The sequence below is a fragment of the Streptomyces sp. NPDC001410 genome, from assembly GCF_042895235.1.
In the GTDB taxonomy this organism is placed as follows: Bacteria; Actinomycetota; Actinomycetes; order Streptomycetales; family Streptomycetaceae; genus Streptomyces.
On record NZ_JBIAWE010000018.1, the window covers coordinates 34,414 to 57,373 of the forward strand.

21 protein-coding genes are annotated in these 22,960 nt (G+C 70.5%); 17 read left to right on the top strand and 4 right to left on the bottom strand.

What is annotated here, in order from left to right:
* Positions 1-29 precede the first annotated feature (29 nt).
* Positions 30-851: an SDR family oxidoreductase gene (locus ACFY3C_RS33550; protein ID WP_390773464.1), complete on the top strand. Its 822-nt coding sequence runs from the start codon at positions 30-32 to the stop codon at positions 849-851.
* Positions 852-889: 38 nt separating this feature from the next.
* On the opposite strand, the gene ACFY3C_RS33555 is transcribed toward ACFY3C_RS33550, so the two are convergent.
* Positions 890-3,352: a SpoIIE family protein phosphatase gene (locus ACFY3C_RS33555; RefSeq protein ID WP_390773465.1), complete on the bottom strand. Its 2,463-nt coding sequence runs from the start codon at positions 3,350-3,352 to the stop codon at positions 890-892.
* A gap of 175 nt (positions 3,353-3,527) precedes the next feature.
* Here ACFY3C_RS33555 and ACFY3C_RS33560 point away from each other — a divergent pair, with 175 nt between their 5' ends.
* From ACFY3C_RS33560 to ACFY3C_RS33575, 4 genes are all read left to right on the top strand, one after another.
* Positions 3,528-5,594: a SpoIIE family protein phosphatase gene (locus tag ACFY3C_RS33560; RefSeq protein WP_390773466.1), complete on the top strand. Its 2,067-nt coding sequence runs from the start codon at positions 3,528-3,530 to the stop codon at positions 5,592-5,594.
* A 92-nt stretch (positions 5,595-5,686) separates the two neighbouring features.
* Entirely contained in the window at positions 5,687-7,165 is a 1,479-nt protein-coding gene (locus ACFY3C_RS33565) for a glutamate-cysteine ligase family protein (protein WP_386578705.1), read from the top strand.
* 89 nt (positions 7,166-7,254) lie between these two features.
* Positions 7,255-7,926: a DUF6215 domain-containing protein gene (locus ACFY3C_RS33570; protein ID WP_386578706.1), complete on the top strand. Its 672-nt coding sequence runs from the start codon at positions 7,255-7,257 to the stop codon at positions 7,924-7,926.
* A 9-nt stretch (positions 7,927-7,935) separates the two neighbouring features.
* Positions 7,936-8,544, top strand: coding sequence for a flavin reductase family protein (locus tag ACFY3C_RS33575; protein ID WP_389189467.1), 609 nt, complete (start codon positions 7,936-7,938; stop codon positions 8,542-8,544).
* Positions 8,545-8,581: 37 nt separating this feature from the next.
* On the opposite strand, the gene ACFY3C_RS33580 is transcribed toward ACFY3C_RS33575, so the two are convergent.
* The gene (locus ACFY3C_RS33580; protein WP_386578708.1) at positions 8,582-9,358 is read right to left on the bottom strand and encodes a cache domain-containing protein; all 777 of its coding nucleotides are present in this window, start codon (positions 9,356-9,358) and stop codon (positions 8,582-8,584) included.
* A 38-nt stretch (positions 9,359-9,396) separates the two neighbouring features.
* Entirely contained in the window at positions 9,397-10,158 is a 762-nt protein-coding gene (locus ACFY3C_RS33585; protein ID WP_386578709.1) for a FadR/GntR family transcriptional regulator, read from the bottom strand.
* A 110-nt stretch (positions 10,159-10,268) separates the two neighbouring features.
* Between ACFY3C_RS33585 and ACFY3C_RS33590 the strand changes: the two genes are divergently transcribed.
* From ACFY3C_RS33590 to ACFY3C_RS33605, 4 genes are read left to right on the top strand one after another with little or no spacing between them, the layout of a single operon-like run.
* Positions 10,269-11,300 carry an ABC transporter ATP-binding protein gene (locus ACFY3C_RS33590; protein WP_386578710.1) on the top strand — a complete coding sequence of 344 codons (1,032 nt, stop codon included), beginning with the start codon at positions 10,269-10,271 and terminating at the stop codon, positions 11,298-11,300.
* 58 nt (positions 11,301-11,358) lie between these two features.
* Complete coding sequence (locus ACFY3C_RS33595; RefSeq protein WP_390773467.1) at positions 11,359-12,552, top strand: ABC transporter substrate-binding protein; 1,194 nt, start codon at positions 11,359-11,361, stop codon at positions 12,550-12,552.
* A gap of 3 nt (positions 12,553-12,555) precedes the next feature.
* Positions 12,556-13,449, top strand: coding sequence for an ABC transporter permease (locus ACFY3C_RS33600; RefSeq protein WP_390773468.1), 894 nt, complete (start codon positions 12,556-12,558; stop codon positions 13,447-13,449).
* A 12-nt stretch (positions 13,450-13,461) separates the two neighbouring features.
* Complete coding sequence (locus tag ACFY3C_RS33605; RefSeq protein WP_390773469.1) at positions 13,462-14,277, top strand: ABC transporter permease; 816 nt, start codon at positions 13,462-13,464, stop codon at positions 14,275-14,277.
* A 20-nt stretch (positions 14,278-14,297) separates the two neighbouring features.
* On the opposite strand, the gene ACFY3C_RS33610 is transcribed toward ACFY3C_RS33605, so the two are convergent.
* On the bottom strand, positions 14,298-14,708 hold the full coding sequence (locus tag ACFY3C_RS33610; RefSeq protein WP_390773470.1) for a hypothetical protein: 411 nt from the start codon (positions 14,706-14,708) through the stop codon (positions 14,298-14,300).
* A gap of 529 nt (positions 14,709-15,237) precedes the next feature.
* On the opposite strand from ACFY3C_RS33610, the gene ACFY3C_RS33615 reads away from it, so the two are divergent.
* From ACFY3C_RS33615 to ACFY3C_RS33650, 8 genes are all read left to right on the top strand, one after another.
* Positions 15,238-16,086 (top strand): DMT family transporter, encoded by an 849-nt coding sequence (locus ACFY3C_RS33615; RefSeq protein WP_390773471.1) that lies wholly within the window; start codon positions 15,238-15,240, stop codon positions 16,084-16,086.
* Positions 16,087-16,413: 327 nt separating this feature from the next.
* Positions 16,414-17,595, top strand: coding sequence for an ATP-binding protein (locus ACFY3C_RS33620; RefSeq protein ID WP_390773472.1), 1,182 nt, complete (start codon positions 16,414-16,416; stop codon positions 17,593-17,595).
* Positions 17,592-18,434 (top strand): roadblock/LC7 domain-containing protein, encoded by an 843-nt coding sequence (locus ACFY3C_RS33625; protein ID WP_390773473.1) that lies wholly within the window; start codon positions 17,592-17,594, stop codon positions 18,432-18,434. The genes ACFY3C_RS33620 and ACFY3C_RS33625 overlap by 4 nt, the downstream gene beginning before the upstream one ends.
* Entirely contained in the window at positions 18,431-18,814 is a 384-nt protein-coding gene (locus ACFY3C_RS33630) for a DUF742 domain-containing protein (RefSeq protein ID WP_145884578.1), read from the top strand. The genes ACFY3C_RS33625 and ACFY3C_RS33630 overlap by 4 nt, the downstream gene beginning before the upstream one ends.
* Before the next feature lie 3 nt (positions 18,815-18,817).
* Positions 18,818-19,378: an ATP/GTP-binding protein gene (locus ACFY3C_RS33635; RefSeq protein WP_386578717.1), complete on the top strand. Its 561-nt coding sequence runs from the start codon at positions 18,818-18,820 to the stop codon at positions 19,376-19,378.
* Positions 19,379-19,391: 13 nt separating this feature from the next.
* Positions 19,392-20,753: a cytochrome P450 gene (locus tag ACFY3C_RS33640; RefSeq protein ID WP_386578719.1), complete on the top strand. Its 1,362-nt coding sequence runs from the start codon at positions 19,392-19,394 to the stop codon at positions 20,751-20,753.
* Between the two features lie 95 nt (positions 20,754-20,848).
* Complete coding sequence (locus ACFY3C_RS33645; protein WP_390773474.1) at positions 20,849-22,096, top strand: cytochrome P450; 1,248 nt, start codon at positions 20,849-20,851, stop codon at positions 22,094-22,096.
* The gene (locus ACFY3C_RS33650; RefSeq protein ID WP_386578721.1) at positions 22,093-22,890 is read left to right on the top strand and encodes an enoyl-CoA hydratase/isomerase family protein; all 798 of its coding nucleotides are present in this window, start codon (positions 22,093-22,095) and stop codon (positions 22,888-22,890) included. The genes ACFY3C_RS33645 and ACFY3C_RS33650 overlap by 4 nt, the downstream gene beginning before the upstream one ends.
* The last annotated feature ends 70 nt before the right edge of the window (positions 22,891-22,960 follow it).

The following is a 22,960-nucleotide window of genomic DNA, read 5'->3' on the forward strand; positions in this document are numbered from 1 at the left end:
TAGTCAACTGACTCAGTCGAGGAGCTGTCATGATCGTCGTAACGGGTGGTACGGGGAACGTCGGGCGGGCCCTGGTCGCGAAGCTGGCCGGGGAAGGGGCGGCCGTGACCGCGGTGGCCCGGCGCATCACCCCCGAGGACGTCCCGGCGGGGGTGCGGGCCGTGGCCTCCGACCTCGGGCAGCCGGCCGGTCTCGGTCCCGCGCTGCAAGGGGCCACGGCATTGTTCCTGCTCGTCGCCGGGGACGATCCGGAAGGAATCCTGAAGCAGGCGGCCGCGGCCGGCGTCACCAAGGTGGTCCTGCTGTCCTCGCAGGGCGTGGGCACCCGGCCGCACAGCTACGCGCACGCCGCCGGCTTCGAGGCGGCCCTGGCCGGATCCGGACTCGCCTTCACCGTGCTGCGCTCGGGCGGGCTGGCCTCCAACGCCTTCGCCTGGGCCGAGCCCGTCCGGCACCTCCGCACCGCAGCGGCGCCCTTCGCCGACGTGGCACTGCCGTTCGTCGACCCGGACGACGTCGCCGCGGTCGCCGCCGCGGTCCTGCGCGAGGACGGGCACGACGGCGTCACCTACACCCTGACCGGCCCCGAGGCCACCACACCCCGGCAGCGGGCCGCCGCCCTCGCACAGGCCATCGCCGAGCCGGTCACGTTCGTGGAGCAGAGCCGCGAGGAAGCCCGCGCGCAGATGGCGCAGTTCATGCCGAGCGCCGTGGTGGAGGGAACCCTGTCCGTCCTCGGCGAGCCGACCCCGCAGGAGCAGGCGGTCAGCGGGGACGTGGAGCGGATCCTGGGGCGTCCCGCGGCCCCCTTCGCGGCGTGGGCGGCACGCAACGCCGCGGCGTTCCGCTGAGACACGCTCAGAAAGGGCCCGCCGGTGCCGCGCAGGCCTCAGGGGATCTCCTGCTCGGCCCAGATGATCTTCCCCTCGGCCGTGTACCGGGCGCCCCAGCGGAGGGCGAGCTGGGCCACCAGGAACAGTCCGCGGCCGCCCTCGTCCGTGCTGCGAGCGTGCCTCAGGCGAGGGGCGGTGCTGCTGCCGTCGGCGACCTCACAGGTCAGGCGGGCGTCGCGGAGCAGCCGCAGGCGGATGGGCGAGTCGGCGTAGCGGATCGCGTTGGTGACGAGTTCGCTGACGATCAGCTCCGTCGTCAGGGCCTGTTCCGCGAAGCCCCAGTCCAGCACCTGGTGGGTCGCCTCGGCCCGGACGTGTCCGACCGCGGCCGGGTCGGGGGGCACGTCCCACGACGCCACCTGGTCCGCGGCCAGGGCGTGGGAGCGGGCCAGCAGGAGGGCGATGTCGTCGGGCTGCGGTGCGGACACCAGCTGCTGCACCGTGGAGGTGCACAGCGTGCCGAGGTCCGTCCCGGTCCGCACCAGCACCTCGCCGAGCCGGGCCATGCCCGACTCCACGTCCCCGTCGCTTCCTTCGATGAGGCCGTCGGTGTAGAGACCGAGGAGGCTGTTCTCGGCCAGCTCGATCTCGGCGGCCTCGAAGGCCATGCCGCCCAGTCCGAGCGGTGGCCCGGCCGGGATGTCGGGGAAGTAGGCGCGTTTGTCCGGAGTGACGACGACGGGTGGCGGGTGGCCGGCCCGGGCCATCGAGCACCGCCTGGAGACCGGGTCGTAGACGGCGTAGAGGCAGGTCGCGCCGATGAAGGTCGCCGTGCTCCGGTCGGCCGGGGCGCGATCGGCTTCCTCGTCGCTCAGCCGCAGCACCAGGTCGTCGAGGTGGGCGAGCAGTTCGTCGGGAGGCATCTCCATGTCGGCGAGGGTCTGCACCGCCGTACGCAGCCGCCCCATGCTCGCCGCCGCGGTGATGCCGTGGCCCACCACGTCACCGACGACGAGGCCGACGCGGGCGCCGGACAGGGGGATCACGTCGAACCAGTCACCGCCGACGCCGCCCGTGGGGTCCGCCGGAAGGTAGGAGGAGACGACCTCCAGCGCCGTTCCGCCGGTCAGGACGTGCGGCAGCAGGCTGCGCTGCAGGGTGACCGCCGCGGTGTGCTCCCGGGTGTAGCGGCGGGCGTTGTCGACGCACACCGCCGCCCGTGCCACCAGTTCCTGGGCCAGCAGGACGTCGTCGTGCCCGAACGGGGCCGTGTTGAGCGAGCGGGCGAACGTGGTCAGGCCCAACGCCGTGTTCCGCGCCCGCATCGGCACGGAGATGAACGAGTGCAGGCCGAACTCCCGGATACGGGCCATTCGCTCGGGCTGTTCGGCGACCCACAGGGCGTCGCTCGGGTCGAGGACCGGGATGAGGACCGGCTCGCCGCTGATCAGGAGGTTGACGTCGTTGGGCGGCGGCAGGAAGTCCACCTGCTCGCCGATCCGCACCACGGCCTCGGGGCAGCCCTCCCGTACCGACTGCAGTCCAGCGCGGCGCATCGCCGGCCGGGCGGGCGCCGGTCCGGCATCGGTCAGCCAGGCTCCGTGGCCCTCGGTGCTGAGCACGGGCTCCAGGACGTCGACGGTGACGAAGTCGGCGAACCGGGGCACCGCGAAGTCGGCCAGTTCCTGGGCCGTCCGCAGCACGTCGAGGGTCGTGCCGATGCAAGTGCCGGCCTCGTTGACCAGGGACAGGAGCCGGCGGGCAGTCCAGCGCTCGGTGACGTCCAGGACCATGTAGCAGACCCCGGTGACGGTGTCCCCGGCGTCCACCAGGGGGAAGAAGGAGGTGGAGTAGGCGTGCTGGCGGTGCGGATCGGCCCAGCTCCAGCCGAGATACTCGTAGTCGGTGACCGGCTCCCCCGTCGCCAGCACCTTGCGCATCAGGCCTTCCAGGGTCTCCGCCTGCAGCCCGGGCAGCAGTTCGCTCAGCCGGCGTCCCAGCCGCTGGTCCCGGGGCACACCGCCGAAGCGTTCCAGCGTGTCGTTCAGCCAGATGTAGCGCAGCTCCAGGTCCATCACGGCCATGCCGACCGGTGAGCGGGTCAGGAATCCGTCCAGGACCGACTGGCCGACCGTCCACTGCGGCCGCTGCTCCCGTGCCGAGAGCAGGAAGCACTCCTGCCCGCCCATGCGGAAGGCCGCCGAGACCCGGAGATCCAGCTCGACACGGTGGCCGTCCCGGTGCCGCACGGGGACGAGGCCGTTCCATCCCATTCCGGAGCGGCACCGCTCCGCGATGCCGGCGGCGCGGGCCGGGTCAGCGGGCACCGCCAGCAGACGTGCGGCGGGGTGGCCGACGACCCCGGACGCGCGGTGGCCGAGCAGCGCTTCCGCGCCCCTGGTCCAGCCGACCACGACGCCGTCCGCCGAGATCACCGCCGCGGCGTCGGTGGAGGCGTCCAGGAGATCACGCGGTTCCACGGATGTGGACGCGTCGAAACCCTTTCGCGGTGGTTCCATCTGCTCCATCCTCTTTCTTCACCATGGTCCTGCTTGTCCGCTCGATACGCACGGGCCGGTGCTGCGGTTGGGGCAGGCGGAACCTGGAGGCAGCATGGAGGTGACGGTCATCGGCGCTCGGGCGTGCGGCCGTACCGGCACGGACGGGTGACCGGCCGCTGGAGGTGGTTCTGGCATGGCAGTGGATTCCTTGCGCGCCGGCGACGACGACCAGAGCCCCGAGCCGCCCCGGCCGACCGGCCTGCTGGACATGCTGAGCGTGGCCGCGGTGGCGCTGGACACCCGAGGCCGCATCGTCTTCTGGACCCCGCAGGCCGAGGACCTGTTCGGGTACACGGCGGAGGACGTCCTCGGGAAGTACGCGGCGCGGCTGCTGATCCGTCCCGAGCATCTGCAGGCCGTGGTGAGCCTGTTCACGGAGGTGCTGGAGACCGGCCGGGGGTGGGCCGGCGCCTTCCCCGTGCGGCACAAGGACGGCAGCAGCCGCCTGACGGAGTTCCGCACCATGCGGCTGCTGGACGACCTGGGCGACGTGTACGCCCTGGGCATCGCGGCCGACCACACCCTGCTGCAGCGCGTCGAGACCGACCTGGCACTGTGCGAGCGGCTGATCAACCAGTCCCCGATCGGGCTGGCCCTCATGGACCCCGATCTGAAGTACCTGCTGGTCAACCCGGCGCTGGAGCGGATCGACGGGATCCCGGCCGAGGACCACATCGGCCGTCATCTGCGGGAGACCCTGCCCTTCCCCGACGTCGACACCGTCGAGTCCGCGCTGCGCCAGGTGCTCACCACCGGCATGCCGCTCCTCGACCAGTACCACGTGGGCCGTCCCCCGGCCGATCCCGAGCACGAGCACGCCTGGTCGCTGTCCTTCTACCGGCTGGAGGACCCCAGCGGGCGGGTGCTGGGCGCGGCCGCGTCGGTCGTCGACGTCACCGAGCGGCACCACGCGGCCGCCGAGGCCGACCGGGCCCGGCGGCGCCTGGCGCTGATCGCGGACGCCTCCGCCCGTGTGGGCACCACGCTGGAGGTGGAGCAGACCGCCCGCGAGCTGGCCGACATCTGCACGCCCGTGCTCGCGGACGTGGTCGCCGTGGACGTCCTGGACTCCGCGCTGGCCCTGCGCCGCGCCCGCCGGCCGGACAACGGCCCGGAGCTGTTCCGCGCCCTCGCCCTCAAGGCGGCTCACCCCACCGTGGCGCTGCGCGCCGCCGACGCGCCCGGCAACGTTGCCTCGTACGACGGCGACCGCCTGGTCACCCTGTGCGTCCACACCGGCCGGCCGGTCATGGTGCGCCACGTCGGCGCCCGTGATCTGCGGCAGATCGCCCGGGACTCCGAGGCCGGCGTGCTCCTGGCCCAGGCCGGCGTGCACTCGTATCTGGCCGTGCCGCTGATCGCGCACGGCGAGGTCCTCGGCGCCCTCGATCTCAAGCGCACCCGCAACCCGCTGCCCTTCGACGAGGACGACGTCATCCTGGCCGGCGAGCTGGCCAGCCGTGCCGCCGTCGCCATCGACAACGCCCGCTGGTTCCAGAGCGTGCGCAACACCGCGCTCACCCTCCAGCGCAGCCTGCTGCCGGACCACTCGCCGCACCACACGGGCCTGGAACTCGCCTCCCGCTACCAGCCCGCGCAGGCCACCAGCGAGGTCGGCGGCGACTGGTACGACGTCATCCCGCTGGCCGACGAGAAGACCGCCCTGGTGGTGGGCGACGTCATGGGCAATGGCATCGACGCGGCCGCCACCATGGGCCGGCTGCGCACCGCCACCTGTGCGTACGCGGACCTGGACCTCGCCCCCGGCGCGGTGCTCCAGCACCTGGACAAGATCACCTGCGATCTGGAGCACTACATCGTCACCTGCCTGTACATCGTCTACGACCCCCGCACCAGGCAGTGCACGATCGCCAACGCGGGACACATGCCGCCCGCCCTCGCTCGGCCCGGCCGAGCGCCCGTGTACCTCGACCTGCCCACCGCGGCTCCGCTCGGTGTCGGCGGCATCCCGTTCGAGACCACGACGACCGAACTGACCCCCGGCGACCTGCTGGTGCTGTACACCGACGGCCTCGTGGAGACCCGGCAGCACCCCATCGACGACCGTCTCTCCGTCCTCCTCGGCTTCCTCGACGAGCCCGGCCGGCCGCTCGAGGAGACCTGCGACCGGCTGCTGTACGGCCTGCGCCATCCCGACGACCACGACGACGTGGCCCTGCTCGTCGCACGGGCCCTGTAGGCCGTGGCGCCGCTCCGTCCGCTTGGTGGGGTTCGCCCGCCGGTGCGACTCTGGGTGGAGAGGTGTCCGAGGAGCGGAACCCTGGAGGGCCGATGGGACGGGACGTCCCGGCGCTCGTCTTCACCCGCGAGGACCGCCGCCGGTACCGGATCAAGATGCAGGAGTGCCTCGACGCGTTCGCGCAGATGCTCCGCGACGCACGCTTCGAGTCCGAGCGGCCTCAGGTCGGCCTTGAGATCGAGCTGAACCTGGTCGACGACCGGGCCGAGCCCGCGATGCGCAACACCGATGTGCTCGAGGCGATCGCGGACCCCGCCTGGTCGACCGAACTGGGCCGGTTCAACCTCGAGATCAACGTTCCGCCACGCGGGCTGACGACGGGCGGACCCGACGCCTGGGAGTCCGAGATCCGCGCCGCGCTGAACCACGCCGACGAGCGGTCCAGATCGGTCGGCGCCCGGCTGGTCATGGTCGGCATCCTGCCCACCCTGCGCCAGGAGGACATCGGCGAGGAGTCCCTGTCGGAGAACCCGCGCTACCGGCTGATCAACGACCAGATCTTCGCGGCCCGGGGCGAGGACCTGCGCATCGAGGTGGACGGCGTCGACCGGCTGCGGACCTACGCGGACACGATCACTCCCGAGGCCGCGTGCACCAGCACGCAGTTCCATCTGCAGGTGTCCCCGGAGACCTTCGCCGGCTACTGGAACGCGGCGCAGGCCATCGCCGGGGTCCAGATCGCGCTGTCGGCCAACTCGCCGTTCCTGTTCGGCAAGGAGCTGTGGCACGAGACCCGTATCCCACTGTTCGAGCAGGCGACCGACACCCGCCCGGAGGAGATCAAGATCCAGGGGGTACGGCCGCGGGTGTGGTTCGGGGAGCGGTGGATCAACAGCGTCTTCGACCTCTTCGAGGAGAACCTGCGCTACTTCCCGGCCCTGTTGCCCCTGTGCGACGAGCAGGACCCCGGGGAGACGCTGGACCGCGGGGACATCCCCGAACTCTCCGAACTCACCCTGCACAACGGCACGATCTACCGCTGGAACCGGCCCGTCTACGCCGTCGCCCACGACAAGCCGCACGTCCGGGTGGAGAACCGGGTGCTGCCCGCCGGACCGACCGTCGCCGACACGCTCGCCAACGGCGCCTTCTACTACGGGCTCACCCGCGCCCTGGTGGAGGAGGACCGCCCGGTGTGGTCGCGGATGTCGTTCTCCGCGGCCGAGGAGAACCTCCACACGGCGGCCCGGCACGGCATCGAGGCGCTGCTGTACTGGCCCGGTATGGGTGAACTGCCGGTGCCCGAACTGGTTCTGCGGCGGCTGCTGCCGCTGGCGCACCGCGGGCTGGAGCTGTCCGGCATGGACGCGGCCTGGCGGGAGCCGCTGCTCGGCATCATCGAGCAGCGCTGTGTCACGGCCCGCAACGGGGCTGTGTGGCAAAAGGAGATGCTCCACCGCATCGACGCCACCACGCACGCCGGCCGCCACGAGGCCCTGCGGCGGATGACCGAGCTGTATATCGACTTCATGCACCTCAACGCGCCGGTGCACACCTGGCCGGTCGACTGACGGGGCCGCGAAATCGGGGATGTCGTCGAAGACGATCACCGGTTAGGCTCCTGCAGCGTTTGTCGGGGGAACGACTGAGGTGGGGGAACATGGTTGACGTTGACGATCCCGCGTCCGAGAGGGACCGGAGACCCTGGGTCCAGGCGCTCGTGGCGGTGCTGGTCCTGGGGGTGCCGGGCGTCCTGCTCGCGCAGACGGCACTGCAGGGCTCCTCGGACCCGGGACCGGCCACGTGCTCGTCCGATGACAAGCCGGTGTCCAAACGCGTGTCCGCGGCACAGTTGTGCAAGGCACTGAATCGATCGGACCTGCCCACGCTCCTCGGCACACCGCAGGAACAGGCCGAGACCGCCTACGGGTCCGAGAGTTCGTTCAAGGACGCCGACGGCAAGAAGACCCCGTCACCCGATGCGGAGGTCTCGCTGAAGACGTACTCCGTGAAGCTGTGGGCGTCGGACGATCTGCGGGTCGGCGAGTTCTCCGGACTCTTCAGCAGCGACGAGGAGTCGAAGACGATCCTCGGTCACCCCGCCGTCCTGTACTCGGGCCAGACCATCGGCCTCAAGATCAACCTCGGCGACAACAAGATCGGCACCGGCCCGGGTGGCATCGCCCGTCATCTGCTGGTCGCCCGTGACGCCAAGGACGGGGGCGGCTCGTTCGAGATCGCGATCTGGCGCCAGGACGACGTACCGCCCGACGACACGGCACTGCTCCGCGTCGCCGAGCGGGTACTGCCGACGGTCCCCGGTTGGACATAGCGTGCTGCCATGCGCGTCGACTACTCACCCCAGTCCCTGGACCCGAGAGCGTTCTACCAGCTGCTCACCGCGGTGGTCGTGCCCCGGCCGATCGCGTGGGTCTCGACCCTGACCGCGGACGGCAGGACGGCGAACCTGGCCCCCCACTCGTTCTTCACCGTGGCCTGCACGGCTCCGCCGATCGTCCAGTTCACGTCCGTGGGCCGGAAGGACTCGCTGCGCAATGTGGAGGAGACCGGGGAGTTCGTCGTCAACTTCGCGCCCGAGCCGCTCTTCGAGCAGATCAACGCGACCGCGACCGACTTCCCCAGGCACGAGGGCGAGTTCGACGCGGTGGGCATCCGGCCCGAGCCGTCGTTGCGGGTGAAGCCACCGCGTGTGGCCGCCTCCCCGGTGGCACTGGAGTGCACGCTGCACTCGACGCTGCGGCTCGGCAACTCGACGGTGGTGTTCGGCCAGGTCGTGCACGCGGCCGTCAGCGACGACGTCCTGGTCGACGGCCGGCCGGACATCAAACTGCTGCGCCCCCTGGCCCGGTTGGGCGGGAACGAGTGGAGCACGGTCGGGGAGGTGCGCGAGGCGGCGCGGATACCGTACCGGGAGCGGACGGCCGACTGAGGACAGGCGCGTCCGCCCGCGCCCTGGAGGACAGGCCCTAGGTCAGTACGAGGACGAGCGGGACGCCGTGGCAGGGCACCAGCCGCAGACCCGCGTACTCGGCGGGTGCGGCCTCGGTGAGCAGTTGGCCGAAGTCGGGGCCCTTGGTGAGGGAGCCGGCCAGGTGGGCTGGGTCGGCGGAGGCGGCGACCCGGCCGCGGGCGTTGACCAGATGGGCGGGCCGGGGCAGCCGCCGCAGCAGCGGGAGCACGGCCGCCTCGAAGTGCCGTAGGTACACGTCGGCCGCGGCGACCCCGGCGAAGCGGCCCTCGGTCTCGACCGGTGCGGACAGGGTGAGGCTGTACTCGTCGGAGCAGAGGTAGTCGACGTACGGCCCGGCCACGGCGCGGCGCCCGGTGTCGCGGGGCAGGGCGAACCAGTCCCAGTGCGTGTAGTCGGAGTACGCCGAGTGCCCGGGGTCGAGGTCGAGCAGCAGGGGTCGTACGTCGCCGTCGGCGCCCGTCTGCCACCACTCGAGCCATGCGGGTACGTCGGTCAGCAGGCCGGGGGCGGCCACGAAGCCGACGCCGGAGACCAGTTCCTGGCGGGTGAGCCGCTGGTGCAGGCCGGGGCGGAGGGCGGCGAGGTCCGCGCTCGCGGGGCGACGGCCCTGTGCGGTCGCCTTGGCGAGCAGGGCCGCGGTGTCGGCCCGGGTGGCGGCGACGGCCTCGAACACCACCTCCAGCGCACCGCCCACCTGCGAGGCCACCCATGCCTCGGCGTCCGTGTCGAGCGTCGCGGCAGCCGAGTGGATCTGCCCGGGGCTCCAGCCCATGGTGTCCTCCAGCGGGACGGGAACCGGACGCGGCGCGTTCAGAGGGTGAGGCGTACGGCGACGAGCCGTGCCGTCGACTCCCTGACGCACCGCTCGGCCAGCGTGCCGGCCGATTCGTGGGCCCCATCTTGCACGGCCGAGATCACGGCGCGGTGACGGTCCGCCACTTCTTCACGATATTCACCGCTCCCCAGGACCAGGCACAGCAGCGCCCCCACCTCGCTCTGCAGCGCGACCTGCTCACGGGTGAGCCGGGCGGACTGGGCGGCCGCGGCGAGTTCCACATGGAAGCGGCCGTACAGGCGGCTGCGCGCCGCCGTCTCCTCCGCGTGCGCCAGCTCCTCGGCCGTACGGCGCAGGGGGCGAAGGTCCTCGGGTTCGGTGCGCTGGGCGGCGAGGCGGGCGGCGGCGCCGGACAGGGCAGCCCAGTGGTCGCCCAGGTCGCGCAGTTCCTCGGTGCTCCAGCCGCGCAGCCGGGCCCTCAGCCGGTCGTCGGCGGGGACCTCGGGCAGCGACACGAAGCTGCCGCCGCCGCGGCCCCTGCGGGTGGTGACCAGGCCCTGCTGCCTGAGCGCCATCAGCGCCTCACGCAGGGTCACCGTCGACACACCGAGCTGTCCGGCCAGTTCGCTCTCGCCGGGAAGCTGCTCGCCGTCGGCGAGGAGCCCCAGTTCTATGGCGTCGCCGATGCGGCGGACGACCGTGTCCACGCGGGCCCGGTTGTCCACCGGCGTGAAGACGGCCCGACGGGCTCCGCCGCCCGCCCCCCGGGCGCCGCCGTCGATCTCGTGTTGCCTCACGGCCACCACCTTGTGCGTTGACTCAAGCTTTACCCTAAGGGGACCTTGAGCTTAGAACTATGACTTCATATGTTTACGGTCAACGTACAGCGCGCCAGAAAGGTTCCCGCATGGAGGGAATTGCTATCCGGCTGCAGGACCTGCGGAAGTCGTTCGGGGGGACGACCGCCGTGGCCGGTGTGGACCTGGAGATCCGGGACGGGGAGTTCTTCTCCATGCTCGGCCCCTCCGGCTCGGGGAAGACCACGGTCCTCAGGCTCGTCGCCGGGTTCGAGACGCCCACCGCGGGCCGGATCGAACTGGCCGGGCAGGAGGTCACCGGCCTCGCCCCGTTCGAGCGGGACGTGCACACGGTCTTCCAGGACTACGCCCTGTTCCCGCACATGACGGTCGAACAGAACGTCGCCTACGGGCTCAAGGTCCGCAAGGTGCCGAAGCCCGAACGCCTCGTCCGCGCCCGCAAAGCGCTCGCCGAGGTCCGTCTGGAGGGCTACGGCCAGCGGCGCCCCGCCCAGCTCTCCGGCGGACAGCGCCAGCGGGTCGCCCTCGCCCGCGCGCTCGTCGGCCGCCCCCGGGTCCTGCTGCTCGACGAGCCCCTCGGCGCCCTCGACCTGAAGCTGCGCGAACAGATGCAGGTCGAACTCAAGGCACTCCAGCGGGAGGTGGGCATCACCTTCGTCTTCGTCACTCACGACCAGGAGGAGGCCCTGACGATGAGCGACCGCATCGCCGTCTTCGACCAGGGCCGCATCGCCCAGGTCGGCACACCCGCCGAGATATACGAGCGCCCGGCGACCCCCTTCGTCGCCTCCTTCGTCGGCACCTCGAACCTGCTGGAGGGCGAGGCAGCCCACCGGATCGTCGGCACGCCCGGCACGTACAACATCCGCCCGGAGAAGATCCGTGTCCTGAAGGAGTCCGCCGAGGCGGACGAGCCCGGACACGCGACCGTCACCGGCACGGTCGGCGAGGTCGTCTACCTCGGCGACGCCACCCGCTTCCTCGTCGACCTCGACGGCGGCGGCCGCCTCACCGCCCTCCAGCAGAACCTCGAAACCTCCTCCGAGGACGTCGCCGCCTACCGCGGCGCCCGGGTGCGCCTCCAGTGGCACCGCGGACACGCCGTCCGGATCCCCTCCTGACCCCCACTCCCCCGAACCCACCGCTCCGCGCAAGGCTCCCTCACCCATGGAGAACGTCGTGCGTCTCACCCGAACCCTCGTGGCCGCGGCCGGCACCGCAGCCCTGCTGCTCACCGCCGCCTGCAGCTCCTCCGGCAACGGCTCCTCGGCCACCGGCCTCAATCCGCCCGACCTCAAGGCCCCGACGAAGCTCGGCAAGACCGAGGGCCAGGTCAACCTGATCGCCTGGGCGGGCTATGTCGAGGACGGTTCCAACGACCCCAAGGTGGACTGGGTCAGCGACTTCGAGAAGCAGACCGGCTGCCAGGTCAACTCCAAGGTCGCCGCCAGCTCGGACGAGATGGTCAAGCTGATGAAGACCGGGGAGTACGACGCCGTCTCCGCCTCCGGGGACGCCTCCCTGCGCCTGATCGCCTCCGGCGACGCGGCCCCCGTCAACACCGGCCTCGTCCCCAACTACAAGGACATCTTCAGCGGCCTGAAGAACGGCTCCTGGAACTCGGTGAACGGGCAGATGTACGGCATCCCGCACGGCCGGGGCGCCAACCTGCTGATGTACAACACCGAGAAGGTCAGCCCGGCGCCCACCTCCTGGTCGGCGGTCTTCGACGACGCCCCGAAGTACAAGGGGCACGTCACCGCGTACGACTCGCCGATCTACATCGCCGACGCGGCCCTGTACCTCAAGGCAACCAAGCCCGAACTGAAGATCAAGAACCCGTACGCGCTCGACCAGAAGCAGTTCGACGCCGCCGTGGCCCTGCTGAAGCAGCAGAACGCGAACATCGGCGAGTACTGGAGCGACTACCTCAAGGAGATCTCCGCCTTCAAGAGTGGGGACTCGGTCGTCGGCACCACCTGGCAGGTCATCGCCAGCCTGACCGCCGGTGAGGGCGCCAAGGTCAAGGCGTTCGTGCCGAAGGAGGGCTCGACCGGCTGGTCGGACACCTGGATGGTGTCCGCCAAGGCCAAGCACCCCAACTGCGCCTACAAGTGGCTCGACTGGATCGTCTCCCCCAAGGTCAACGCCCAGGTCGCCGAGTACTTCGGTGAGGCCCCGGCCAACTCCAGGGCCTGCGCCGAGACCAGCGACAAGAACTTCTGCACGATCTACCACGCCGCCGACGAGGGCTACTGGAAGAACATCGCCTTCTGGAACACGCCCATCGAGCAGTGCCTCGACGGCCGCACCGACGTCAAGTGCGTGCCGTACGCGAAGTGGGTGCAGGCCTGGACCGAGATCAAGGGCTGAGCCGTGACGAGTGAAGTGACGCCCGCCGCCGGACGGGGCACCGTCCGGCGGCTCGCCGGAGCGCTGCACACCAGACCCCGGCTCCGCCTCGCCCTGCTGCTCACCGCGCCGCTGCTGTGGCTGACCGTCCTCTACCTGGGCTCGCTGACGGTCCTGTTCGTCTCCGCGTTCTGGACGACCGACTCCTTCACCTCCCAGGTGGTGAAGGTCTGGTCGACGGACAACTTCCACGCCCTGTTCACGACCCCGGTCTTCCGCCAGGTGATCCTGCGCAGCGTGGGCGTGGCGCTCGCGGTGACCGCGCTGTGCGTCGTGATCGCCTTTCCGGTCGCCTTCTACACCGCGCGGGTGGCCCGCCCCAAGTGGCGCCCGCTGCTCGTGGTGGCGATCCTCACCCCGCTGTGGGCGAGCTACCTGGTGAAGGTGTACGCCTGGCGGCTGATCCTCTCCGAGGGCGGCCTCGCCGACTGGATGCTGGGGCCCTTCGGCCTCAGCGGCCCGGGCTTCGGGCTGCCCGCCACCGTGCTCACGCTGACGTACCTGTGGCTGCCGTACATGATCCTGCCGATCCACACGGCCCTCGAACAGCTTCCGGGCAACCTGCTCGACGCCTCGGCGGACCTCGGGGCGAAGGCCGGCCGCACCTTCCGTTCGGTGGTGCTGCCCATGGTGCTGCCGTCCGTGGCCGCCGGCTCCGTGTTCACCTTCTCGCTCAGCCTCGGCGACTACATCACCGTGCAGATCGTCGGCGGCAAGACCCAGCTCGTCGGCAACCTCGTGTACTCCAACATCGAACTCAACCTGCCCATGGCGGCCGCGCTCGGCACCGTCCCCGTGCTCGTGATCGTCCTGTACCTGCTGGCGATCCGCCGCACGGGCGCCCTGACCAGCCTGTAGGAGAAGAGCGCCATGCATCTCAGCCGCACCGCGCGCACCGCCCTGCGCATAGGCACCGCACTCGGCTTCGCGGTGATCTACGTCCCGCTGCTGCTCGTCCTCGTCAACTCCCTGAACCCCGACCGCAGTGCGAGCTGGCCACCGCCCGGGTTCACGCTGCGCTGGTGGTCCGTGGCCCTCGACAACTCCGGTGCGCGCGAGGCGCTGTGGGTGTCCGTGAAGGCGGGCCTGGGCGCCACCGCGATCGCGCTGGTCCTCGGCACGCTCATCGCGTTCGCAGTGGCCCGGCACCGGTTCTTCGGGCGCGACACGGTGTCGTTCATCGTGGTCCTGCCGATCGCGCTGCCCGGCATCGTCACGGGCATCGCGCTCAACTCGGCCTTCGGCACCGTCCTCGCGCCGCTCGGTGTGGGCCTCGGGCTGTTCACCGTGATCGTCGGCCATGCCACCTTCTGCATCGTGGTGGTCTTCAACAACGTGGTGGCGCGGCTGCGTCGTACGGCCTCCTCGTACGAGGAGGCGGCGATGGACCTGGGGGCGACCACCTTCCGCGCCTTCGCGGACGTCACCTTCCCGCTGGTCCGCTCCGCGCTGCTGGCCGGCGGCCTGCTCGCCTTCGCCCTGTCCTTCGACGAGATCGTCGTCACGACCTTCACGGCGGGACCCGGTATCGAGACCCTCCCCATCTGGATCTTCGACAACATGACCCGGCCCCAGCAGGCACCCGTGGTGAACGTCGTGGCCGCCGTCCTCGTCCTGCTGTCGGTCGTCCCGATCTATGTCGCCCAGCGGCTGTCCTCGGACACGGCGACGTCGAGCCGGGTGTGAGCGCATGTCCAGGACACGCGTCACCGGTCGAACAGCTCCCACCACGAGTCGAACCACTCCCGGGTCTCCTCGAGGCGGTACTCCGGCTGGAGGAGGAGCGCATCTCCGCTCTCCTCTGCGGGCAGATGGAAATAGGACGTCAGCACGGTGCGGTCGTTGATCAGGTACAGCTCCATCGGCGCCTGCGAGGTGGACGTCCGCGCCTCGAACCGCACGGCACCGTGGTCCCGCCCGAGGGTGTTCTCCAGCAGGTGCCGCAGTGCCTCGGTGTCACTGCCGTCGGTGGCCTCGCCGGCCGTGCCCTGAGCGCTGTCTTCGCCGACGTCCAGGAGCAGCACCCGCACACGGATCGACGTGGGTCGCGCTTCGCCCTCGATGACGCGCCGGGCCTGCGTCGTGAGCGCCGCGAGCAGGGGTGCGGCGCTGCCCACGACCGCGTCGATGCTGACATCGGGCGCGGCGAAGGCGTCGAAGAGGGCGTCGTCCAGCCCTTGTTGAGCCGGTGTGCCGTCACGATACGATCCGGTCCAGTAGTCACTGCACGACTCTCTCGTGCTGCGACGGGGGGCGCGTGCTCATCCCCCGGCCCTCCTCGTACAAGGAACCGACCTGCCCGTCTCGGCCGCGTACGGTACCGGTCATCGTACGGCCGCGAGAACGCCGCACGCGGTGCGGCGACAGAAGGACACCGCGGAGGAGTGGCGCGTGCGTCAGGCCGACGCGGCGCTGCGCACACCTCGCCGGGACGCCACGTAACCGGGCTCGGGCTGACGTCTGTCACTGGGGCGGCAGCTCGCTCGAAGCCGACGGTGCCGTGCATCACCGGTTCCATCAGCAGGGTCGACGCGCCCGGCCGGTCATCCTGGCCCGCGGCCGAGACCGCGGCGGGCCGCGCGCTTCCGTAGGCTGAACAGTGCCCGAAACTCCTCCAGGAGGTGCGCCCGCAGGCGGGAGACGGCCGTGATCGAACTGGCCGCGGCGTTCGCCGTCGTGGGAGCGGCCAGCAACGCCGTCGGCACGGCGTTCCAGCGCAAGGCCGCGTCCACCAGCCGTCGCGGCGGGGTACGGCTGCTGGCGGAGCTGCTGCGCCGGCCGGCCTGGCTGATCGGCATGGCCGGGGTGGTCGGCGCCGCGCTGTTCCAGAGCCTGGCCCTCGTCAACGGCCCGCTCGCGCTGGTCCAGCCGTTGTTCATCCTGGAGCTTCCCTTCGCCCTGCTCGTCGCCGGGCTGTTGATGCACCGTCGCCTGCCCCGCTCGGGGTGGTGGGGTGTCGGCGGCGTGGTGACGGGCCTGGCCGTCCTGCTGTCTGCGGCCGCCCCGCACGGTGCCACCTCCCAGGCGCCCCTCGGCCGGTGGATCCCGGCGCTCGGCCTCTGCCTCGGCGCCATGGCCGTCGCGGTCCTGCAGGCCGGCCGGGGGCGCCCGGCGGTGCGTCGTGCCGCGCTGCTGGCGGCCGCCTCGGTCACGGGCAACGCGCTGACCGCCGCGCTGCTGAAGTCGGCCTCGGGGACCTTCGCCGACCACGGCTTCCCGGCGTTCCTGCGGTCCTGGCAGACGTACGGCTTCGCGGTGACCGGCGCGGTCGCCGTCCTCCTGCTGGGGAACGCGCTGCAGGCCGGTCCGCTGGCGGCGGCACAGCCCGCGCTGACCATCGGGGACGCGATGGTCAGCCTGGCCCTGGGTATCGCCCTGTTCGAGGAACGCATCCGCACGGGCTGGTGGCTGGTGCCCGAAATATGCGGTGCCGTACTGATCGTCATGGGAGTGGTGGTCCTGAGCCGAGCCGTCCAGCGCCTCGCCGTCCGTTAAGTCCATGAAAGGGCAATCAGTCCTTCATGGTGCCGAATAAATACCCCACACCCTCACCACTCGGCCGCACTGCCGTTGACTGTCGTTCAATCAATAACCCCTGCGGCCAACACGCGACGGTTACCGGTCGACTCCGCGTTGTGAAGTTTCCCCTATCTCAGTGATAGCATCCCCGCGTCTGCGACCTTGGTCCACTCGGCTCAGGCGCTGTTTTGAGATCGGGCCGGTTCTCAACACGACGGCGACCGAGTCGTACCGAGCGGTTGTGCCACGGATTCCCCCGATCCGTCCGCCGACGACTGCAGGCTACATATAGGAAAGGTTTCCATGAATCGAGACGCACTCGTGTGGTGCCTGGTTGCGGCGCTGACCATCGCCGTCGCCGCGGCCCTGGTGCTCAGTCGTCGCAACAAGGCCATAGCGGCGAAGAAGCAGCAGGCCGAGGCCGCGCTCACGCAGAGGCTGGGCGAGGCCGACGTGCAACTGGCCGCCTTAAGAGCAGAGTTGCAGCAGCACCAGGACGAGCACGACAAGACCATCCAAGAAGCCGAGGAGGCGGCCGAGGAGAGCACCAAGGCTGTTCTCAAGGGTTCCGCGCGCTTTCTGCAGAGCCTTGCCGCGGAACAGCTGGCGCTTCTTGAGGAAATCCAGCGCAAGTACGGCGGCCATTCCGTCCTGAGCGATTTGCTGGAAGTCAGTCACGCCAATGCACAGATGGCCCGAAAGTCACAGGGCATTGCGGTTATGTGTGGTGCTCCGCTGGGTCGCCGCAATAGGCCCGCGAGCGTTTATGACGTGGTGCGCAGCGCGCAGGGTCAGATTCGTAACTTCCGGCGCGTCGAAATCATGCAGCAGACCGGTTTTGCATTGAAGGCGTCCGCCGTTTCTCCGGTCGCGCTCGCCGTCGCCGAACTTCTCGACAACGCTGCCAGTTTTTCTCAGCAGGGTTCGCCGATCGAGGTGACTTTCCAGCGGGTGCAGAAGAACCTGTGCATCGTCATCGACGACGCCGGTGTCGGTATGAACGACGAGGACCGGCAGAAGGCCTCCGCGCTGCTCTCCGGTGACTTCCGGCCCCGTCTCTCGCATCTCGGCAACCAGCCGAAGTTCGGTTTCCCCGTCATCGGCCTGCTCGCGCAGCAGTACGGATTCCGGGTGGACGTGACCGGTGTGTCCCGCTACGGCGGCGTGCGCGCCGTCGTGCTGCTGCCGGAGGAGCTGTGGACCGAGGAGGAGGCGGCTCCGGCCGAGGACTCCCAGGTCAGCGGCATCCGTGGCGCCGTCGGCCGGCCGGAGCCGGTCAGCCGTACCGCGCACGGCCTGCCGCGCCGTGGCGCCCGCCAGGTGCCCATCGCCAGCGTTCCCGACCGGGACGGCTCGGAGCCGCCGGCCGCGGCGCCGGAGGACGCCGGCCGTGCCGCGGGCCGGAGCCTCGGAGCCTTCCAGCGCGGCACGCTCTCGGGCCGCAATCTCGCCTCGGCGCCGTCCGAAGGGTCCGATGACGCATGACCACAGACCTGTCGTGGATGCTCGAGGACATCGTGCACAACGTGCCGAAGGCGCGTCACGCCGTCCTGCTGTCCGCGGACGGCCTTCCCCGGGGCGCGACCGACGGCATGGCCCAGAAGGACGTGCGGACGATCTCCGCCGCCATGGCCGGCATGCAGTCGCTCAGCCGTGCGACCTCCCACTTCGCCGGGCCGGGGGAAGACAGGCAGTGGAACCAGACGATCATCGAGTTCTCGCACGGCTGGATCTTCCTGATCGGCGCCGGGCAGGGCGCCTACCTGGCGGCGGCCGCGGCGCCGGACGTCGACATGCAGCAGATCTCCTTCCGCATGCACCGGCTGGTCGCCCGGCTCGGCAACAACCTCACCTCGCCGCCCCGGGTCAACGCGGACGGCCTCGCCGGGCAGTCCGGCGCGGCCCGGGCGCAGCAGGGGGCGGGCGGGAAGGGGATCCCGATCGCGGACCTCGACGAGGTGGTCGCCGAGGTGCAAGGCGCCCGCCACGCCGTCCTGTTGGGCTCCGACGGCCTGCCCCGCGGCGCCACCACGGGCATGAGCCAGGACCTGGCTGACACCATCTCCGCCGCCATGACGGGGATTCACGCCTACAGCCGGGCGACCTCGCAGTTCGCCGGTGTGGGCCAGGATGCGCAGTGGCGGCAGACGGTGATCGAGTTTCAGCATGGCTGGATCTTCCTGATCTCGGCCGGCCGTGGGGCGTTCCTGGCCGCGGCCGCCGAACACGATGCCGATATCGAGGAGTTCACCACCCGGCTGCATCGGGTGGTGCCCCGGCTGAGCGCATATATGGCACCACGCGGGGAGGCGAGCCGTACGTGAATGACGGGCCGGATCAGGAACTTGAGCTGACCTCAGCATTAGTCCCGCTCTTCGTGATCACGAACGGGCGAGCCCTGCCCCCGGACAATGCCTACGAGCGCACCACCCTGGTGTCCGCGCAAGAGGGTGCCACTGCTTCGGCTCGCACGCTTTCTCCGGAGGCGAGGCAGGTTCTGGAGCTGGTGACGGAAGGTTTTCTCTCCGTCGCCGAAGTGGCCGCCCACACGCATCTGCCGCTGGGGATCGTGCGGATTCTCCTGGCGCAGATGGAGGAGAGCGGTCTCATCATCGCGCGGAAGCCCGTGCCCCGCGCCGAACGTGTCGACCGAGAAGTGCTCAACGCCGTACTCGACGGCCTCAAAGCCCGATTCGGAGCGTGATTCGTGTACCTGGATTCAGGTGTCCTCACCGCGGTGAAGATCCTCGTGGTGGGGCACTTCGGGGTCGGGAAGACCACGTGCATAGGCAGCATCTCCGAGATCGAGCCCCTGCGGACCGAAGAGGAGATCACCGAAGCCAGCGTGGGCTTTGACGATCTGTCAGGGACTCCGGACAAGACCACCACGACGGTCGCCATGGACTTCGGCCGCCTGACCATCAGCGAGGAGGTGGTGCTGTACCTCTTCGGCACGCCGGGTCAGGAGCGCTTCAAGGAGATGTGGGAGGAGCTGTCCAGGGGGGCGCTCGGCGCGCTCGTCCTCGTCGACCCGGAGCGGCTGTCGGAGTCCTTCCCGGTCCTGGACCTGGTCGAGCGGTTCGGCCTGACGTACGCCATCGGCGTCAACCACTTCGACGACACGACCAACTACCCGCTCGCGGAGATCCGCGAGGCACTGAACCTGTCCGACCGGACTCCCGTCGTCTCCTGCGACGTACGGGACCAGCAGTCGTCGGCGCAGGCCCTCATCACCCTCGTTCACCACCTACTGTCCCTTCTCGACTAGGAGCCTCCCCCACATGCAGCAGCGTCCCGGCATACAAGGGCCACCGCCCGGCTGCCCTGCGCACGGCAATGTCCCGCTCTACGGCCCGCAGTTCGGCTCCGATCCCGACTCCACCTACGCGTACCTGCGCAGCCTCGGACCGAGTGCGCCGGTCGACATCGCCCCGGGCGTGGAGGTCGAGCTGGTCACCAGCTACGACGCCGCCCTGTACATCCTGCAGAACCCTGCTTCGTTCGTCCGGGACTCGCGGCGCTGGCGGGCGCTGAACGAGGGGCGGGTGCCCGAGGACAGCCCGGCGCTGCCCATGATGGGGTACCGGCCCAACGCGCTGTTCAGTGACGGAGCGGCGCACGCCCGCCTCCGCCAGGCGGTGACCGACAGTCTGGCCACCGTCAACGAGATCCAGCTGGTGCGGCAGACCCAGCAGTCCGCCGACTACCTGGTCAGCCGGTTCAGCTCCGACCGGCTCGGGCAGGCCGAGCTGATGGCCGAGTACGCGCAGCCGCTGCCGCTGCTGGTCTTCAGCGACCTGTTCGGGTGCCCGCCCGAGATCGGTGACCGGGTGATCGTCGGGATCAGCGGCATCTTCGACGGTACGGCCGGTGCGGACCAGGTGCTGGGCGAGGCGCTCGGCGAGCTGATCGCGCTCAAGCGGCGCAGGCCCGGCAACGACCTGACGACCCGTCTGATGCAGCACTCCGCGGAACTGACCGACGAGGAGGTGCTGCACCAGCTCGTGACGCTGCTCTCGGGCGGCACCGCGCCGCTGTCGGCGACGATCGGCACCAGCAGCGCGCTGATCCTCGGCGAGGACTGGCAGGCCGGCTTGCCGGTCGAGGACGCGGTCGGCCAGGCCCTGTGGAACTACGCGCCGATCGCCAACTACGCGGCCCACTACCCCACCCACGACGTGGAGTTGGGCGGCCGGATGCTTCGCGCGAACGACCCGGTGGTGATCTCCTTCGCGGCCGCCAACACCGATCCCCGGCTGGCGGAGCACCGCGAGCAGCTCAGCGCCAAGGCTCATCTGTCCTTCGGGGCCGGGCCGCACGCCTGCCCCGCCAAGGACCCGGCGTTCGTGATCGCCGTCACCGCCGTCGAGTCCCTCCTCAACCGGCTGCCGGACATCGAAGTCCGGGTGCCGTTCAAGGACTTGAGCTGGGTGCCCGCTCCCTGGAGCCGGTCCCTGGTGGCGCTGCCGGTCCGGTTCACACCACGCACCGTGGCGCCGACGCCCGCTCAGGCACCTCAGCAGCCTGCCGCGACCACCGCGCACCACGGCCCGAGCCCCGTGCCGCAGCCTGCGGCGCAGGCCGCGTCCAAGCCCAAACCGGGCCTCTTCAGTCGGTTCCTGGCATGGACCAGGGGAGAGTGACGTAGGCAACTCTCACACGAATAGTCATCTTGTATGTATCAGCGCACGGGGGGGTATGCATGGCGGCTGATACGTGAGAGTCAGAAGGGGACATCGTGGAGATTGCGATAACTCCGCCCGTCGACAGACGATTTGCCGTTTCGCTGTTCTCCCGCTTAAGGACGGCGAAGGGCCAGGCAAATCCCTTTCCGATCTACGGGGAGCTGCGGTCGAGGGGCGGAGTCGTCGCAGCCCCCTGGGGTGGTCACATCGTCACCGCCTTCGACGTGTGCGACCAGGTGCTGCGCAGCCGTGACTGGCTGGAGCCCGACGCACGCTGGCGGGAGCAGCAGGGAGACGGCACGCGCTGGACGGCTCCGTCCTCGCGCGAGATGAGCCGCACACTGCCCGCGCTCAACCCTCCGGAGCACACCTGGGTGCGCCGGTCGGCGGGCATGTTCGACCGCACCACCCTGGAGCAGCTGCGCGGGACGGTGGGCCACAGCACGACCAGGCTCCTCGACTCGCTCGCCGAGCGGCTGCACGACGGCGAGGCGGACTTCAACGCCCTGGTCGGCGACGAGCTGCCCATCGCCACCATCGGGCACTGGCTCGGGCTGCCGACCGCCGACTTCCCCCGACTGCGGGAGCTGACCCACGACCAGGTCTTCACCCAGGAACTGCTGCCGTCGGCCAGCCAGCTGGCGAAGTCGGACGCGGCCACGGCGGAGCTGCGGACCTACTTCATGGACCTGGTGCGCCGGCGCCGGGCCAGTCCCGGCGACGACCCTGTCTCGCGGTGGATCACGGTGTGGGACACCATGGAGAGCGACCAGGACAAGGCGGACGAGGCGGTCTACTTCCTCGCGTTGTTCGTGCTGCTGGCGGCGCTGGAGACGACGGCCACGCTGCTGTCGACTATGACGCTCCTGCTGCTGGAGCATCCCCGGCAGTGGGACTGGCTCACCGTGCACCCCGAACTCGTGCCCGCCGCCGTTGAAGAATCGTTGCGCTACGACCCGCCCACGCATGTCATCAGCCGCGTCTCCTCCCGGGACACCGTCCTCGGCGGCGTCGAGATCCGCAAGGACGAGATGGTCCACCTCATGGTGGGCGCGGCCAACCGGGACCCGGCCAAGCACGAGGATCCCGAACTGTTCAACCTCCACCGCAAACCGGCGCACCTCGCCTTCAGCGGTGGCATCCACTACTGCCTCGGGGCTCCCCTGGCCCGCATGGAGGCACAGACCCTGCTCCACCAGCTGGTCAGGCGCTTCCCCCGCCTCACCCTCGTACGCAGGCCGACCTGGGCACCGCGTGTGGCCTTCCGGCGCCTGCTGAACCTGGACGTCGCCCTCTCATGACCGACATGATCAACACCTCCCCCCACTTCCCCTACAAGGCGCTGCACGTCGAACACGACGGGCCGGTCCTCCGGGTCCGCCTCAACCCCTCGGCACAGGACGGCACGCTGACCGTCGCCGCCCTCGACGACCTCGCCACCCTCCTCCACAGCCTCCACGACCGGCCCGACATCCGGGTGCTGATCCTCTCTGCCGCCGGGGAGGACTTCAGTCTCGGCGCCGACCGGTTCGAGTACCAGGCGGCGCTGACCGAAGACCCGACCGGAGCCGCCATGCGCCGGATCGCGGACAAGGCCCACCGCGTGTGCGACGCGCTGGAGAACACGCACGCGGTCACCGTCGCCAGGCTCCACGGCAAGGTGGTGGGCGCCGGTCTCGCGCTCGCCTCCTTCTGCGACCTGCGCGCCGGAGCCGACAGCTGCCGGTTCCGCATGCCCGAGATCGGCCTCGGTCTGCCGCCCGCCTGGGGAGGCGCCATGGGCCGTCTGATCGTCGAGGGCGGAGCCGCCAGGATCCGCGAACTCATGCTCACCTGTGAGACCTTCGACGCGGCCGCCGCGCACCGGCTCGGCCTCCTGCACAAGGTCGCCCCGCTCGACGAACTGGACGCGGCCGTGGGCGCCTGGGTACGCCCGCTCGTCCGGCGCTCACCCGAAGCCCTCACCCTCACCAAGCGCATGTTCGCGGGCTACTCGCGGGCCAACCGCACGGCCGACGTCGCCCTGCTGGACGCGCATCTCCTCACCGCACAGCTCAACCAGGCCGGCCCCCAGCGCGTGGCCGAGCACTCCTAGGGAATCAGCGCCCGGTCAACGGCGACCGGGCGGCACCCTTACCCAACTGCATCTGCCTTGGCGGACCTTC

What these genes read in the sequence shown, in the direction of transcription:
- ACFY3C_RS33550 (WP_390773464.1), top strand. Translation starts at nt 30, where the DNA reads ATGATCGTCGTAACGGGTGGTACGGGGAACGTCGGGCGGGCCCTGGTC.
- ACFY3C_RS33555 (WP_390773465.1), bottom strand. Translation starts at nt 3,352, where the DNA reads ATGGAACCACCGCGAAAGGGTTTCGACGCGTCCACATCCGTGGAACCG.
- ACFY3C_RS33560 (WP_390773466.1), top strand. Translation starts at nt 3,528, where the DNA reads ATGGCAGTGGATTCCTTGCGCGCCGGCGACGACGACCAGAGCCCCGAG.
- ACFY3C_RS33565 (WP_386578705.1), top strand. Translation starts at nt 5,687, where the DNA reads ATGGGACGGGACGTCCCGGCGCTCGTCTTCACCCGCGAGGACCGCCGC.
- ACFY3C_RS33570 (WP_386578706.1), top strand. Translation starts at nt 7,255, where the DNA reads ATGGTTGACGTTGACGATCCCGCGTCCGAGAGGGACCGGAGACCCTGG.
- ACFY3C_RS33575 (WP_389189467.1), top strand. Translation starts at nt 7,936, where the DNA reads ATGCGCGTCGACTACTCACCCCAGTCCCTGGACCCGAGAGCGTTCTAC.
- ACFY3C_RS33580 (WP_386578708.1), bottom strand. Translation starts at nt 9,358, where the DNA reads ATGGGCTGGAGCCCCGGGCAGATCCACTCGGCTGCCGCGACGCTCGAC.
- ACFY3C_RS33590 (WP_386578710.1), top strand. Translation starts at nt 10,269, where the DNA reads ATGGAGGGAATTGCTATCCGGCTGCAGGACCTGCGGAAGTCGTTCGGG.
- ACFY3C_RS33605 (WP_390773469.1), top strand. Translation starts at nt 13,462, where the DNA reads ATGCATCTCAGCCGCACCGCGCGCACCGCCCTGCGCATAGGCACCGCA.
- ACFY3C_RS33620 (WP_390773472.1), top strand. Translation starts at nt 16,414, where the DNA reads ATGAATCGAGACGCACTCGTGTGGTGCCTGGTTGCGGCGCTGACCATC.
- ACFY3C_RS33625 (WP_390773473.1), top strand. Translation starts at nt 17,592, where the DNA reads ATGACCACAGACCTGTCGTGGATGCTCGAGGACATCGTGCACAACGTG.
- ACFY3C_RS33640 (WP_386578719.1), top strand. Translation starts at nt 19,392, where the DNA reads ATGCAGCAGCGTCCCGGCATACAAGGGCCACCGCCCGGCTGCCCTGCG.
- ACFY3C_RS33650 (WP_386578721.1), top strand. Translation starts at nt 22,093, where the DNA reads ATGACCGACATGATCAACACCTCCCCCCACTTCCCCTACAAGGCGCTG.